Here is a 14,499-nt window from a genome sequence, read left to right as displayed (position 1 = left end):
TCGCGGAGATTACTTGATGATCTTCGTGACGGTACCGGCGCCGACCGTGCGGCCACCCTCGCGGATGGCGAAGCCGAGGCCCTCCTCCATGGCGATCGGCTGGATGAGCTCGACCGTCATGTCGGTGGTGTCGCCGGGCATGACCATCTCGGTGCCCTCGGGCAGCGTGATGACGCCGGTGACGTCGGTGGTGCGGAAGTAGAACTGCGGACGGTAGTTCGCGTAGAACGGGTTGTGACGCCCGCCCTCCTCCTTGGAGAGGATGTACGCGGTGCCCTCGAAGTTCGTGTGCGGGGTGACCGAGCCGGGGGCCACGACGACCTGGCCGCGCTCGACGTCCTCACGCTTGGTACCACGGAGCAGGAGACCGCAGTTCTCGCCGGCCCAGGCCTCGTCGAGCTGCTTGTGGAACATCTCGATGCCCGTGACCGTGGTCTTCTGCGTCGGGCGGATGCCGACGATCTCGACCTCGGAGTTGATCTTCAGCGTGCCGCGCTCGGCGCGACCCGTGACGACCGTGCCACGACCGGTGATGGTGAAGACGTCCTCGATGGGCATGAGGAACGGCTTGTCCTTGTCGCGCACCGGGTCGGGGATCGACTCGTCGACGGCGTCCATGAGGTCGAGGACCGACTGGACCCACTTCTCGTCGCCCTCGAGCGCCTTGAGGCCCGAAACGCGGACGACCGGAGCGTCGTCGCCGGGGAAGCCCTGCGAGGAGAGCAGCTCGCGCACCTCGAGCTCGACGAGCTCCAGGATCTCCTCGTCGTCGACCATGTCGGCCTTGTTCAGCGCGACGAGCAGGTAGGGCACGCCGACCTGCTTGGCGAGCAGCACGTGCTCACGCGTCTGGGCCATCGGGCCGTCGGTCGCCGCGACCACGAGGATCGCGCCGTCCATCTGAGCCGCACCGGTGATCATGTTCTTGATGTAGTCGGCGTGACCCGGGGCGTCGACGTGCGCGTAGTGGCGCTTCGGCGTCTCGTACTCGACGTGCGAGATGTTGATCGTGATGCCGCGCTGGCGCTCCTCGGGAGCCGAGTCGATCGACGCGAAGTCGCGCTGCACGTTGGTGGCCGACGGGTACTTGTCGGCGAGCACCTTCGAGATGGCGGCGGTGAGCGTCGTCTTGCCGTGGTCGACGTGACCGATCGTGCCGATGTTGACGTGCGGCTTGGTCCGCTCGAACTTGGCCTTAGCCACTGTGGGTCCTCCTCAGGACTCATGCAGCCTCGCCGAGCGCCGGATTGCGCTCGGTCGGCTACGGGGTTGTGTTGATATGTTACGCGACCCGGATGGGCCGTGCGGGCAGGGCTAGTCGCCCTTGTTCTTCTGGACGATCTCGTCGGCGACAGCCTTCGGGACCTCCGCGTAGCTCTCGAACTCCATCGAGTACACGGCGCGGCCCGAGGTCTTGGACCGCAGGTCGCCGATGTAGCCGAACATCTCCGAGAGCGGGACGTGCGCACGCACGACCTTCACGCCGGCGGCGTCCTCCATGGACTGGATCTGGCCGCGGCGCGAGTTCAGGTCGCCGATGACGTCGCCCATGTACTCCTCGGGAGTACGGACCTCGACGGCCATCAGCGGTTCGAGCAGGACGGGGTTCGCCTTGCGAGCGGCCTCCTTGAAGCCCATCGAGCCCGCGATCTTGAACGCCATCTCCGAGGAGTCGACGTCGTGCGCGGCACCGTCGAGCAGGATCGCCTTGACGCCCACCATGGGGTAGCCGGCGAGGATGCCGTATTGCATCGCGTCCTGGAAGCCCGCGTCGACCGAGGGGATGTACTCGCGGGGAACGCGGCCACCGGTGACCTTGTTCTCGAACTCGTACGTCTTCTCGTTGGTGACCTCGAGCGGCTCCAGCGCGAACTGGATCTTCGCGAACTGGCCCGAGCCACCCGTCTGCTTCTTGTGGGTGTAGTCGTGACGCTCGACCGCGCGACGGATGGTCTCGCGGTAGGCGACCTGGGGCTTGCCGACGTTCGCCTCGACCTTGAACTCCCGCTTCATGCGGTCGACCAGGATGTCGAGGTGCAGCTCGCCCATGCCCTTGATGACGGTCTGGCCCGTCTCGGGGTTGAGCTCGGTGCGGAAGGTCGGGTCCTCCTCGGCGAGCTTCTGGATCGCCGTGCCGAGCTTCTCCTGGTCGGCCTTGGTCTTCGGCTCGATGGCGACCTCGATGACAGGCTCGGGGAAGGTCATCGACTCGAGCACGATCTGGTCGTTCGGGTCGCACAGCGTGTCACCCGTGGTCGTGTCCTTGAGGCCGATGACCGCGTAGATGTTGCCCGCGGTGACCGAGTCGACCGGGTTCTCCTTGTTGGCGTGCATCTGGAAGATCTTCCCGATGCGCTCCTTCTTCTGCTTGGTCGAGTTGATGACCTGCGCGCCCGAGTCGAGGTGACCCGAGTAGACGCGGATGTAGGTCAGACGACCGAAGAAGGGGTGCACGGCGATCTTCGACACGAGGGCCGCGAAGGGCTCGTTCGCGTCGGCGTGACGCTCGATGATCTTCTCGGGGTCGCGAACGTCGTGGCCCTGCACGGGCGGCACGTCGAGCGGGCTCGGGAGGTAGTCGATGACCGCGTCGAGCATCGGCTGCACACCGCGGTTCTTGAACGCCGACCCGCAGAGCACCGGGTAGATCTCGTTGTTGACGGTGAGCTTGCGGATCGCGCCCTTGATCTCGGCGACCGTGAGCTCCTCGCCGCCGAAGAACTTCTCGAGCAGCTCGTCGCTGGTCTCGGCGACGGTCTCGAGCAGCTGCTGGCGGTACTCCTCGGCCTTCTCCTTGAGGTCGGCCGGGATCTCCTGCACCTCGTACTTGGCGCCCATGGTCACGTCGCCCTTGGCGTCGCCGGGCCACACGAGCGCACGCATCTCGACGAGGTCGATGACCCCGACGAAGTCGTTCTCGGCGCCGATGGGCAGCTGGATCACGAGCGGCTTCGCGCCGAGGCGCGAGACGATCGTGTCGACCGTGAAGTAGAAGTCGGCACCGAGCTTGTCCATCTTGTTGACGAAGCAGATGCGCGGCACGTTGTACTTGTCGGCCTGACGCCACACCGTCTCGGACTGGGGCTCGACGCCCTCCTTGCCGTCGAAGACGGCGACGGCACCGTCGAGGATGCGCAGCGACCGCTCGACCTCGACCGTGAAGTCGACGTGGCCGGGCGTGTCGATGATGTTGATCTGGTTCTTGTTCCAGAAGCAGGTCACGGCGGCAGACGTGATCGTGATGCCGCGCTCCTTCTCCTGCTCCATCCAGTCGGTCGTCGAGGCGCCGTCGTGGGTCTCGCCGATCTTGTGGTTCACGCCCGTGTAGAACAGGATGCGCTCGGTGGTGGTGGTCTTGCCGGCATCGATGTGGGCCATGATGCCGATGTTGCGGACCTTGTTGAGGTCGGTGAGCACGTCTTGTGCCACGGGGTTCCTCCGGATGGTTCAGGAAGGGACGATGAGGGTGAGCGGATGCCGCGGGCCTGGGCCTGCGGCATCCGCTCGGCCCGCTACCAGCGGTAGTGGGCGAAGGCGCGGTTCGACTCGGCCATCTTGTGGGTGTCTTCACGGCGCTTGACCGCGGCACCCAGGCCGTTCGAGGCGTCGAGGATCTCGTTGGTGAGACGCTCGGTCATGGTCTTCTCGCGACGGGCCTTGGCGTAGCTGGTGAGCCAGCGCAGCGCCAGGGTGTTCGCGCGGTGGGGCTTGACCTCGACGGGGACCTGGTAGGTCGAGCCGCCGACGCGGCGCGACCGGACCTCGAGGGTCGGGCGCACGTTGTCGAGGGCCTTCTTCAGGACCGCGACGGCGTCCTGGCCGGACTTGTTCGCCACGTTCTCGAGCGCCTCGTAGACGATGCGCTGGGCGAGGTCCTTCTTGCCGTCGATGAGGATCTTGTTGACGAGCTGGCTGACGACCGGCGAGCCGTACACCGGGTCGGCGACGACGGGGCGCTTCGGAGCGGGACCCTTGCGAGGCATTACTTCTTCTCCATCTTCGCGCCGTAGCGGCTACGAGCCTGCTTGCGGTTCTTCACGGCCTGCGTGTCGAGCGCGCCGCGGATGATCTTGTAGCGGACACCCGGGAGGTCCTTCACACGACCGCCGCGCACGAGCACCATCGAGTGCTCCTGCAGGTTGTGGCCCTCACCGGGGATGTAGGCGGTGACCTCGGTGCCGTTCGAGAGCTTCACACGGGCGACCTTGCGGAGCGCCGAGTTCGGCTTCTTCGGGGTGGTGGTGTACACACGCGTGCACACGCCGCGCTGCTGGGGGTTGGCCTTCAGGGCGGGCGCCTTGGTCTTGGTGACCTTGGGCGAGCGACCCTTGCGGACCAACTGCTGAATGGTTGGCACTGCTTCTCCTTGTTGGTGCTGCACGGTGACAGCGTTGATGGGTTTCACATCACGACCCACCGGCACCGCGGAACCGCGGAGCCTGTTGCGTGGTGGGTATGCCGTGGGGGCGGAAGGCCCTTGGTGTGCGAGATGATCGATCCTGCGTCGGCCGGTGACCCGGGCATGAGGCAGGCGCGCGGCACAGCGCACACCCGATCAATGGTAATGCCGCGTAACCTCGCGGTCAAATGACGACGGATGCCGCAGCCCCGTGTTCGCGCACGGCGGAGGCGGTCGGCGGCGCGAACGTCAGCCCGGCCATCCTGGGGCGTCGAGCTCGCGTTCGAGGTCGGCCAGGAGCTCGGCGACCTGGGGCTCCACGAGCCGTTCGACGGCGTTGCCGATCCGGCGACGGTGCTGGGCGAGCTCCACGCAGATGCGCCGGCCGAGCTGCTTGGCGAACTCGTCGGCGAGCCGCACCTCCTCGCGCAGCGCGTCCTTCTCCTCCGGCGTGAACGGCCTCGGCGCGGGCTCGGCGGCTTCGGCCGCGGCATCCGCCTCGAGGCCCGTGAGGGTGAAGAGGAACGGCTGGTCCGGCACCGGCTCGGGGTCGAGCTCGAGGCCGCGGAACTCGGGGTCGAGCCCCTCCCCCGCGCGATAGTGGCGCTTGGCCTTCCGCTCCTCGGCGAGCCGGATCTCGCGGTGGAGCATCGGGAGGTTCCGCGCCGTGTAGTCGTCGACGGCGGCGTCGATGATGCCCTTCATCCGCATCGAGAACGCGTGCTGCACGGGATGCGGCACGTCGACGTCGAGGCCGGCCGCCGCGAGGATCGGCGACCCGAAGCACTTCTGGCAGAGACGCACCCGGCCGCGGTGCGTGCCGGGCCGCCACCGCGGCAGCCATTGCAGCCAGCGGTCGACCTCGTGGCTCACGCGCGCCTCGATCGAGCCCTCCACGGGAGTTCACGATACTGCGGGAGGCGCCTGGACCGGGGCATCCGGCGGTCGAATGGCCGCGCGCCGCGAGCTCTTCACTCGTCGTCGCGCTCCCACGGCCAGCGCGGGCGGTCCATGCCGCCCGACCTGCCGCGCGCGACGAGCACGGCGAGCGAGGCGACCAGCGCCGCCGCCGCCGGGATCAGCAGCCCGAACCAGCCGATGCCGAGGCCCGCACCGAACAGCACGCTCGCGAGGACGCTGCCCGTCGTGCCGAGCAGGTGCCCGATGATGGCGACGACGACGAACACCAGCCAGGCGAGCACCGCCGAGAGGAGGACGGTGAGCGCCATCCGCTCCGGCCGGCGCAGCCGCAGGCCGAGGGTCACGAGCAGCACCAGGACGGATGCCCCGACCGCCGCCGGCACCACCAGCACGCCGACCGCCGGATCGGAGACGACCTCGACGTCCGCGAGGAGGCTCACGAACCCGTACGCGCACACGACGACCGCGAGATCGAGGGCCGCGGCGAAGCCCGCGACGACCCAGGCGTTCGTTCGCGACTGGTCCATGCTCCGAGGGTACGCGCGCTCAGCACCGAACGCCGGGCTCAGCGGCTCTGCTTAGGCCCGCTCCGCTCAGGCGCGCTCCCAGCCGGGGAAGCCGGCGCAGCCGTCGGTCAGCCGGATGAAGCCGTCGGTCTTGTCGGTGAGGATCGCGTACGACTTCGCCGCATCGCCCGCCTCGACCGCGTCGCGCATGCGGTCGAGGTTGTCGAGCGCGGTGGGCAGCCACGAACGGAACGCGCCGTCGGGCAGTCCTGAGGCGTCCTCGGCGAGGATGCCCCGCACGACCGAGATCGCCCGAAGGAGCTCGGGGAAATCCTGGGGGCGGTAGGCCGCCGACAGGCTCGTCGCGACGAGCTCGGTGACGGGCTGGCGCAGCCGCTCACAGCGGCGCTCGAGGGTCTCGGCCATCAGGCCTGCCCGCCTCGGTCGATGTCGAACTTCTCGAGCGGGGTGCGCACGCCGTCGCGGAACGCGCCGAGGCCCGCCTCGAAGTCGACCGCAGACCCCACGAACAGCACCGACCGGTCGGGCGCCACGTAGATCTTGCCGCCGCCGCGCGCCGCGTGCACCAGGCAGACGCCGAGGCCGTCGGGCAGCTCGATGATGTTGAGCTTCGGGTCGTCGGCGAGCTTCGCGAAGAGCGAGCGGCCGAACTCGACGAGCGGGCCGTCGCCCGAGTCATCCGTCACGGAGTCCTCGGCGGGCGCCGCGCCGGCGGTCTGCAGGTGGCGGCGCACCTGCGGCTGGCCGGCGAGCTGCGCGATGACGGCGAGGTGCTCGTAGAGGCCGCCGAGCTGCAGGTTCGCCGGGTCGGGCGAGCCGCCGAGCGCGAGGAGCGGAACGAACCCGTAGCACTGTTCGAAGCCCGGCACGCCGTCGCGGTCGCGCGCGGCCGGATACGGCTGCCACTCCCAGGCGACCTCGCGCTGCGCGGGATCCTCGATGAGCGCCACCAGGTCGTCGACGCTCGCCCCGTCGACGACGTCGATCGCGCCCCAGCGCGACTTGATCACGAGGTAGAACCCGTTCGCGTGCACGACGAGGTCGCCGAGCGCGGTCGTGAACAGCACCACCGCACCCTCGGGCAGGCCGAAGACGCCCTCGAGCATCGCAGCGGCACGCGCCGGATCGACCAACCGGAAGTAGCCGTCGCCGACGAAGCCGGCGCCGTGCGTGCGCCAGAAGTCGGCGACCTCGGCGGGCACCCGGGCGGAGAAGGCCTGGATCGTCTCGTCGGAGATGGGGGCGACCGGGTCGAAACTCCGGAACCTCGTCATGCGTGGGCCTTCCTCAGGTGGGTCTGCTCAGCTCGTCGCGCGCGGCGCGATCGACGCGGGGATGCCTCGTGGCAGGGGCGCTCGGCCACCCGGGGAAGTCTACCCAGCCGGCCGGGCGATGGAATGGGGAGCGCTCCCCATGTCGCAGCAGGAGTGCGGGTGGGGCAGGCACGCGGGCGAGATCGACGCTTCGTGAAATTCTGCGTGAGTGGCCCTTGAGCGCTCGGCGTGCCTCCTGAATGGTCACCACGGCGCCATCCTCGCAGGGCCCGCGAGCCGGCGCTTCGGCCGCTCACTGCGCAGGTCGTCCAGTCCGCCGATCGTCGAAGACGGATGGGCCTCGTTCGACATCAGCATGCCGGCAGCGTCACTCGAGCGGGGACTACCGCGAGTGGGTCGGCACCTCGACGCCGGCCTCCCGGAACGGCGTCACGAGCACGTCGTACTGCTCGGCCGTCAACTGCCCGGGCTTCATGACCGCACGCCCCGCGATCACCACGGCGCTCTTCGCGTCGGCGTGCAGTCCGTCGCGGAAGCCGTTCAGCTCGTCCGCACGGGGAAGGAGGAGGTCTCGGACTGCGCGCTCGAGTTCGGAGTTCTCGACCGCCGACGGCTTCAGCGCCTTGCTCGCCTCGCGACCTCCCGCACGGCGAAGCGAGACCGCCCGGTCGAACGCGGCCGCGAGCGCCTCGGGCGGGAGCACCCGCACCTGGTCGATGAACCGTCCGGTCGCCTCGTCGAGCACCGCTCCTCCTCCTCCTGCTCGGATTCTCAGATGAGCCTATCGCCCGGCAACGCGGACCAACCGGGCGTCACGGGGTCAGGAGATCAGGCGCCGGAGCCGACCGGCCGCATGCCCCGGATCTTCTTGAGATTCGGGGTGACGTAGTCTTCCCGGACGGCACCGGTGTGCTTGTCGATGAAGATGGCGAGGTTGTCCAGACGGCCGAACGACGGGTTCCCGTCGACGAGGAACTGACGCGACCCCCACTCCGGAAGGTAGTCCTGCTCGTCTTCGTACCAGCCGTCGCCGATGTAGAGATCACCCGAGACGGCAGGTGGGTGCTCGGCGAAGTGCCGCTCGAGGGCTCGGCGTGCCTCCTGAATCGTCAACATGGTTCCTATCCTCGCCCGGACATGGCGCGCCCGGTGCGCTCCTCGTCGTCCTCGTCGTCCTCGAAGTCGTCACCCGGGCCGTTGGTCACGATATGCCCCCTGCCGATCGGAGCGCCGGCGGCGGCGGGCTCGCTGCTGGGAGCACTCGCGACCGGCGGTGCCGGAGGCTGCTGCGCCGCCTGCTTCGCGGAGGCCAGCTCGAGCTTGAACTGGACCAGGCCCTGCTCGAGCCGCACGTTCTGCTGGCGCAGCACGAAGATGTCGCTGTGCAGACGATTCGCCTCTGACGAGCTGGTCGCCGGGTCATTGAGCTTCGCGACGAGATCCGCAATGAGCTCGTCGTTGCGGGCGCGCCACCGCTCGTTCGCAGCGATCTCCCGATCGATCATCTGCTGCGGCAGCGCGGACGGATCGGCCGCGTCCTTCCACTCGATCAGCAGGTCGTACTCGGGCGTGGTCCACGGCTTCGACGTCTTCAGCACCTCGCTCGTGGGAACCAGGTCGTCGACGCGCAGGACGATGAGGTCCTTCCACGGCGCCGATGAGGTCTCGTTGAAATGCATGTCGTCGAGGTAGTGGGAGGCGTCGGCATCGTTGACCTGGCCGTCGTACAGCTTCACGCCGTCGGCTTCCTTCACCACGGTGAAGATGTGGCCGCCCAGACCGGGCTGCTTCCAGTAGCCCAGGATGAAGCCGCGGCCGCCCTCAGGCCACGAGGCGGTGAGGTCTTCGAGGGCGGACATGGGACTGTCGCCCTCGTAGTCGCTCAGCGACTCGAAGTCGCGCCGGCTGCCGTCGGCCTGCACCCAGTCGGCGGCGATCGCGACCGGGAAGCGGCCTTCGCCGCGCGACGCGACCGCGCCCGTTCCCCCGTCGACTTCGCTGCCCTGAACCGTGGGGCTCGCGATCACGTCGTACCCGCGGAAGCGCAGCTCGAGCGCGTTGACCACATAGTGGCAGTTCATCCGGAACCGGCTCGGATCCACGTCGAAGCCCAGCCGGTTCACGACGTGGATCGCATCCGCTCGCGACTCGGGCGCGAGGAGGTGCGGGAACGCCTCGTCGAGCAACTGGTGGTGGATGGTCGCCGGCACAGGCGACTGGGCCGGCTCATTCGTCGCGGCGCCGTCGGCTTCCGAGTCGGTGCCGGGTTCGGTCCCGACGCCGGGTTCCGTCGCGGAATCCGTGTCCGTCTCGGAGGTGGACTCCGGCTCGGTCTCGGAGGTGGGCTCCGTGGCGGAGTCGGCGTCCGAGGCGGTGGAGTCGCCGACCGTGCTGGGCGCCGCCTCCGACGGCTGCGCGGGCGACGCCTCGGGCGACGACGACGCAGGAACCGACGACGAGGCAGGAACCGACGACTCGGGTACGGCACCGGTGCGGGTCGACCCTGACGACGGCGCGGACCCCGTCGCGCCGGACCCGGCCGGGGTCGCGGTGTTCGGCCCCGACGTGACCGGCTGAGCCGCTGTCAGGGTCGCCTGCGACGCGTCCACACCCGTCTGCAGGTTGTGAGCGCCGAGCTCGACGTTCAGCTTGACATGCGCGCGGAGCTCCTTCGGGATGTCCGTCATCGCATCCGCGACATCCTGACGGAGATCGTCGATGCGGTGCTGCCACTGGCTGCCGAGGGAGCTGTTGATGCCGAGGTCGCCTGCGCCGTCGAAGCGGTCGGCACGTCCGCCGGCGACCTGATCGGGGCCGTGGAGCACCGCGGGCTTCGTGTACGGGACGCCGGTCTTCTTCAGGGCCTTGATCGCCGCGTCCTGCTCGCTCTTGGCGACCCGGTTGTACTGCTCATAGAACTCGACGTTGTGCCGCCACTCGGCGATCGTCAGGTTGTTCAGGCCCTGCTGCTGCATGCCCACCTGACGCTGGTACTCGGCCCAGTCGTGGTTCGGGTTGTCGCGGACGGTCGGATCCTGGCGGTTGAACGCGTCGACCTCGATGGCGGTCTTCAGCGAGTAGGAGCCGTCGTCGTTCTTCACGATGGGCGAGTCCTGCTGCGCAGCGAGCGCGTCGAGCTGCTGGCGGATCTCGGGCGTCAGCTCGGGAATCTGGTAGCCGTTGTAGGTCGTCCCGGCCCCGTCCGAGCCGTCTGAGGCGAACGACGGGTCGACGCGGTTCGCCGGCGGCGTCCACTTCGGCCAGCGGCGACCGCTCCGGTCGCCGTCGGTCGCAGCGCCATCCGAGCCCTCGGGTGCCGAACCGTCGGCCGGGGCCCCCGCGTGGGTGGTCGACGTCGCGCCCGACGGGGCGGTCGACACAGGCGCTGCGGGCGTGCCGGCGACTGCGGCATCCGCGGTGGCGTCCGCGTCGTTCGGCTTCGAACCGTCGGGGTTCACGACGTGCTCGGGACGGATCGAGGCATCCCAGTTGGTGGCGTTGGGCTCGGCCGGCGGCCACGGCGACATCGTGCCGTTCTGGGCGTCGAGCGACCAGACCGTGGTGCCGTCGAAGTAGGCGTTGAACCAGTGGCCATCGCCGGTGGACCGGTCGATGCCGACCACGCAGTGGGATCCGGCGCCCATCTCGCGCAGGCTCGCCTCGATCTGCTCGGGCGTCATCGGCGTCTGCGGGTTGCCGGTGCGCGCCTCCATGTCGGGCACGTCGAGCGTCCCGGTGGATGCCTCGGAGCTCGAGTCGCCGTTCAGGAAGTCGTTCAGGTTCGCCGACGTGTTGCCGCAGTTCGTCGCATAGCCGTTGGCCGGGTCGGACGGGTCGTAGTGCGGGTTGATGTCGTTCAGGGCCTGGTGGACCTCGTCGAGCGTGCGCTCGCTGCGGTTGTGCTGCGTACCGTCCTCGGTCGTGCCGTCAGCAGCGTCGGCCTGGGCGTTGCCGTCGCCCGCCGCCTGAGCGTCAGGCGCCTGCGGGTCCGGGCTCTGCGCGTCGGTGCTCTGCGAGTCGGGGGCCTGCGTGTCGGTGTCCTGCGAGTCGGGGGCCTGCGTGTCGGTGTCCTGCGAGTCGGGGCCCTGGCCGTCGGCCTGCGAGCCCGCCTCCGGTGCGACCGACTGCGAGCCCTGGGGCGCGGTGCCGGCCTGGGCCGGCGCGTTGCCGCGGGAACCGGTGCTCGGACCGGCGGGCTTCGGCGCCGCAGGCGTCGCTCCTCCGGGCGTGTGAGCGGGCAGGAACCCGGGCTTTCCGATGAGCGCGGCCGCGCCGGCCGCGACCGCCGCTCCGCCGATGCCGGCCACTGCTGCATCAGGGGCGTCGCCGCGGTCGAGGCTCGAGACCGTGTAGTCGCCCTCGGTGAGCGTGCCGCCGTCGATGACCGCCTCGGAGAAGTCGCCAGGGAGCATGCCGCCGGGAAGCCACTGGTCGTTCGCGCCGGCTTCGTTGCCCGACGGCATCCGGAGCCCGGCCTCATCGGGCGCGGCGATGTCGACGCGGACGACGCCGGAGTCGAAGAAGCCCTCCGGCAGACCCAGCGCGTCCTCCATGGCACGCGGGTCGCCGCCGGTCCGCTCGATCAGCGCGTCGACCTCCTGCTTCGGCATGACGAACGCGGTGCCGTCGCGCTGTGCGATGCCGTACTTGTCGAGGTTCGACTGCGTCATGAAGCGCGTCGCGCCGCCCTCGAAGCGGGCGAGGTGCTGCGCGATGTGATCCGCCGGGAGGTAGGTCTCGGGGTCGGGGCGCGAGCCCTTCTCGGTCGCGATGATGGCGTCGCGGACGTCCTCCGGGAGCACCTCGTCGAGGCGGGCCTGGCCGGAGTCGACCGGAACCGGCGTCGCCGCCATCTCGTCGGGGACGGTGGAGTCGGTGGAGTCGGCGGAGCCGGCGTCGGCGGGATCTGTCGACGCGGCGTCGCTCGAGTCGGCAGGGCTGGAGTCGGGGTCGCTCGAGTCGGCGGCGGTCGAGTCGGGGCCGCTCGAGTCGGGGTCGCTCGAGTCGGCAGCGCTCGAGTCGGTGCTTGTGGCATCGCCGTCGCGTGCGGTGTCGACGAGGGTTCCGTCGCCGGCATCGGGCCCGTTGCCGCTCCCTGGCTGAGTCGCGGCGGCGCCACCGGCCGCAGCCGCGGCCGGCGCGTCGGTGCCGGTCCGGTCCGCGCCGCCCGCGTCCGTCGTCGATTCGGCGGGCGAGTTCGCGTCGACGGGCGCCCCACCGGTCTCGGCCGGGGTGCCGCCGTTGTCGGCGGGCGTGCCCGCACCATCGGCCGGAGCGCTGCCGCCGTCTGCCGGAGCGCCAGCACCGCTGTCAGCAGGCGCCCCAGCGTTGTCAGCCGGCGCACCGGCGTTGTCAGCCGGCGCACCGGCGTTGCCAGTCGGCGCACCACCGTTGTCAGCCGGCGCACCACCGTTGTCAGCCGGCGCACCACCGTTGTCGGTGGGAGCACCGGCGCCGCTGTCAGCCGGGGCACCTGAGTCACCGGCTCCGGAGCCCCCCGCGTCGCCGCTGCCGCCGGTGGGCGCATCGGTCGGGATGTCGACGCTGCCGCCGCCGTCGGCGGTGCCGCTGCCTGCGTCGCCCGCCCCTGGCGTGGGCGCGTCGTTCGACACGTCGACCGGGCCTGCACCGCCACCGGAGTTGGACGAACCGGAACCGCCGCTTCCGGGCGTCGGCCCTCCGTCGGGCGTGGTGACCCCTGCATCGGGCGTGGTCACGCCGCCACCGGATCCGCCAGGGCGGAGCGCGCTGATGCCGCGTCCGCCCGCGGTCATGCCGCCGCCGAGCAGCGCACCGAGCACCATGCCCGAGATGGGGTTGAACTCCTGTCCGGTCATCCCGGATTCGACGCCGGAGCTGACGAGACCGTCGGTGGCGCCCGCGACGGTCTCGCCGCCGATCTGGCGCGCACCGGCGCGCATGCCCGGACCGCCCTTGCCGCCGAGCGTCCGCGAGACGGGGGAGGCGACCGCGCCGCCGGCGAACGCCGAGACGAACGCCGTGCCGACATCCTGCGCCTTGTAGTCCTTCTCGTCGGCACGCGCCGCGTTCACGATCGTGACCGAGATGGACGACGCCAGACCGGCCTGCAGGCCCTCCTTGGCCGCACGAAGGCCGCCGCGCACGAGGCGGCCCTTGAGGCCGCGGATGCCCTTGAGGAATGTCTTCAGCTTCTCGATGAGCTTCGCGATCTTGATGCACCAGCGCACGACCGTGTGGCCGACCTTCGCGGCGGTCGCGAGCGCACCGAGGCCCGCCGTCACCACGCTGAGGAGACCGCCGATCGCCAGCTCGGCGGCGATCTCGATCGCCATCTGCTTCAGGAACCAGCCGAGCTCCTCGCGCATCTGGCGCAGCTGCGTGCGGAAGTCGCGGATCCACTGCTCCATCGCGTCCGCGCTCTGGCGCATCTGCTCGAGTCCGCTCACGATGCTCGACCGGCACGAGAGGATCGCGCCCTTCTGCGGAAGGGTGGCCGCCGACACGTTCGTGAAGCTCGAGGAGACGCTCGACTTCGCCGACTGGATGCTCGAGGCGAAGTTCCCCCAGGCATCCGCCGCGGTCTGCAGCTTGTCTTCATCGCCGGTCGGGATGACCACGCCGACCTGGGCGAGGCCCCATTCGATGAGCTCCTGGAACTCTCCCAGCGGCCCCGGCCAGCCCGGACCCAGCGCGTCGCTCGGGTTCGCCTTCGACTGGTCGATGTACGCCGTCGCCTCACCCGGCCGCGCCGTCGCGGGGTCGAGACCGGCGCCGGGCTTCTGCGCCGCGTCATAGGCGCGGGCCGTGTTGGAAAGCGCGGCGTCGACGAGCCGCAGGGCGTTGCTGTGCGACTTGACGCCGTCGATCATGGGACCGGCGAGCGCGTCGTAGCCTTCCGCGCCCTGGGAGAACTCCTCGGCCGCGTTGTCATCGCCGGCCATGCCGCCGCAGCCGTTGAGCGTCGCCAGGAGCGTGTCGGCCGCGCTGTCGAGCGTGGTCGCGATGCGGTAGAGGTCATCGCCGTCCTGCACGAGGCGTGCGGGGTCCAGCTTCACCTGGGTCATCGGGAGTCCTATCCGAGTGTCGGTTCTGAGGCGGGGATGGTGTGATCGGCGCGGGCGATCGCTCAGATCGGCGTGCCGCGATTCCAGCCGGGCTTCTGCAGGAGGAGTTCGTCGTGCTCGTGACGGCGGCAGGATTCGACGAAGGCGACTGCCGCCGCCGGGTCGGCGAGGAAGCTCGCGTACTGCTCGGGGGTGAGCTCGTAGTACTCCTCGTAGTCGACGACGCCGTTGCTCACCGGGAAGGAGGCGTAGTACCGGCCCGACTCCTCCTCGACGCCGAGGGAGTAGCGGTCCTCGCGTGAGAAGAATTCATCGCGGAACTTCATGAGATG

Annotated in this window: 12 protein-coding genes; all 12 read right to left on the bottom strand. The window is 69.9% G+C overall.

All coding sequences use genetic code 11. From position 1 onward, the window contains the following. Positions 1 to 9 precede the first annotated feature (9 nt). The 12 genes from tuf to ABIQ69_RS04165 all read right to left on the bottom strand — a co-directional run bounded on the left by tuf (position 10) and on the right by ABIQ69_RS04165 (position 14,493). Positions 10 to 1,203, bottom strand: a complete 1,194-nt coding sequence (gene tuf / locus ABIQ69_RS04220) for an elongation factor Tu (protein WP_350349149.1) — start codon at positions 1,201 to 1,203, stop codon at positions 10 to 12. 111 nt (positions 1,204 to 1,314) lie between these two features. Further along, on the bottom strand, positions 1,315 to 3,429 hold the full coding sequence (gene fusA / locus ABIQ69_RS04215; RefSeq protein WP_350349148.1) for an elongation factor G: 2,115 nt from the start codon (positions 3,427 to 3,429) through the stop codon (positions 1,315 to 1,317). 83 nt (positions 3,430 to 3,512) lie between these two features. Beyond that, positions 3,513 to 3,983 carry a 30S ribosomal protein S7 gene (gene rpsG / locus ABIQ69_RS04210; protein ID WP_121477586.1) on the bottom strand — a complete coding sequence of 157 codons (471 nt, stop codon included), beginning with the start codon at positions 3,981 to 3,983 and terminating at the stop codon, positions 3,513 to 3,515. Next, a complete protein-coding gene (gene rpsL / locus ABIQ69_RS04205) occupies positions 3,983 to 4,357 on the bottom strand; it encodes a 30S ribosomal protein S12 (protein WP_022889720.1) in 375 nt (124 codons plus the stop codon). Before rpsL ends, rpsG begins: the two co-directional genes overlap by 1 nt. A 291-nt stretch (positions 4,358 to 4,648) precedes the next feature. After that, entirely contained in the window at positions 4,649 to 5,296 is a 648-nt protein-coding gene (locus tag ABIQ69_RS04200; RefSeq protein ID WP_350349147.1) for a spermidine/putrescine ABC transporter substrate-binding protein, read from the bottom strand. Between the two features lie 74 nt (positions 5,297 to 5,370). Further along, entirely contained in the window at positions 5,371 to 5,847 is a 477-nt protein-coding gene (locus ABIQ69_RS04195; RefSeq protein WP_350349146.1) for a DUF6121 family protein, read from the bottom strand. 66 nt (positions 5,848 to 5,913) lie between these two features. Next, complete coding sequence (locus ABIQ69_RS04190) at positions 5,914 to 6,252, bottom strand: hypothetical protein (protein ID WP_350349145.1); 339 nt, start codon at positions 6,250 to 6,252, stop codon at positions 5,914 to 5,916. Further along, positions 6,252 to 7,121, bottom strand: a complete 870-nt coding sequence (locus tag ABIQ69_RS04185; protein ID WP_350349144.1) for a T6SS immunity protein Tdi1 domain-containing protein — start codon at positions 7,119 to 7,121, stop codon at positions 6,252 to 6,254. Before ABIQ69_RS04185 ends, ABIQ69_RS04190 begins: the two co-directional genes overlap by 1 nt. A 382-nt stretch (positions 7,122 to 7,503) precedes the next feature. Then, positions 7,504 to 7,866: a hypothetical protein gene (locus tag ABIQ69_RS04180; RefSeq protein ID WP_350349143.1), complete on the bottom strand. Its 363-nt coding sequence runs from the start codon at positions 7,864 to 7,866 to the stop codon at positions 7,504 to 7,506. A gap of 83 nt (positions 7,867 to 7,949) precedes the next feature. Then, positions 7,950 to 8,237 (bottom strand): hypothetical protein, encoded by a 288-nt coding sequence (locus ABIQ69_RS04175; protein WP_350349142.1) that lies wholly within the window; start codon positions 8,235 to 8,237, stop codon positions 7,950 to 7,952. Positions 8,238 to 8,242: 5 nt separating this feature from the next. Further along, positions 8,243 to 14,167: a polymorphic toxin type 15 domain-containing protein gene (locus ABIQ69_RS04170; protein ID WP_350349141.1), complete on the bottom strand. Its 5,925-nt coding sequence runs from the start codon at positions 14,165 to 14,167 to the stop codon at positions 8,243 to 8,245. 62 nt (positions 14,168 to 14,229) lie between these two features. After that, positions 14,230 to 14,493 (bottom strand): hypothetical protein, encoded by a 264-nt coding sequence (locus ABIQ69_RS04165; protein ID WP_350349140.1) that lies wholly within the window; start codon positions 14,491 to 14,493, stop codon positions 14,230 to 14,232. Positions 14,494 to 14,499 lie beyond the last annotated feature (6 nt).

The sequence above is a fragment of the Agromyces sp. G08B096 genome (assembly GCF_040267705.1).
GTDB lineage: Bacteria > Actinomycetota > Actinomycetes > Actinomycetales > Microbacteriaceae > Agromyces.
This window is presented reverse-complemented; position numbering and strand designations above follow the sequence as displayed.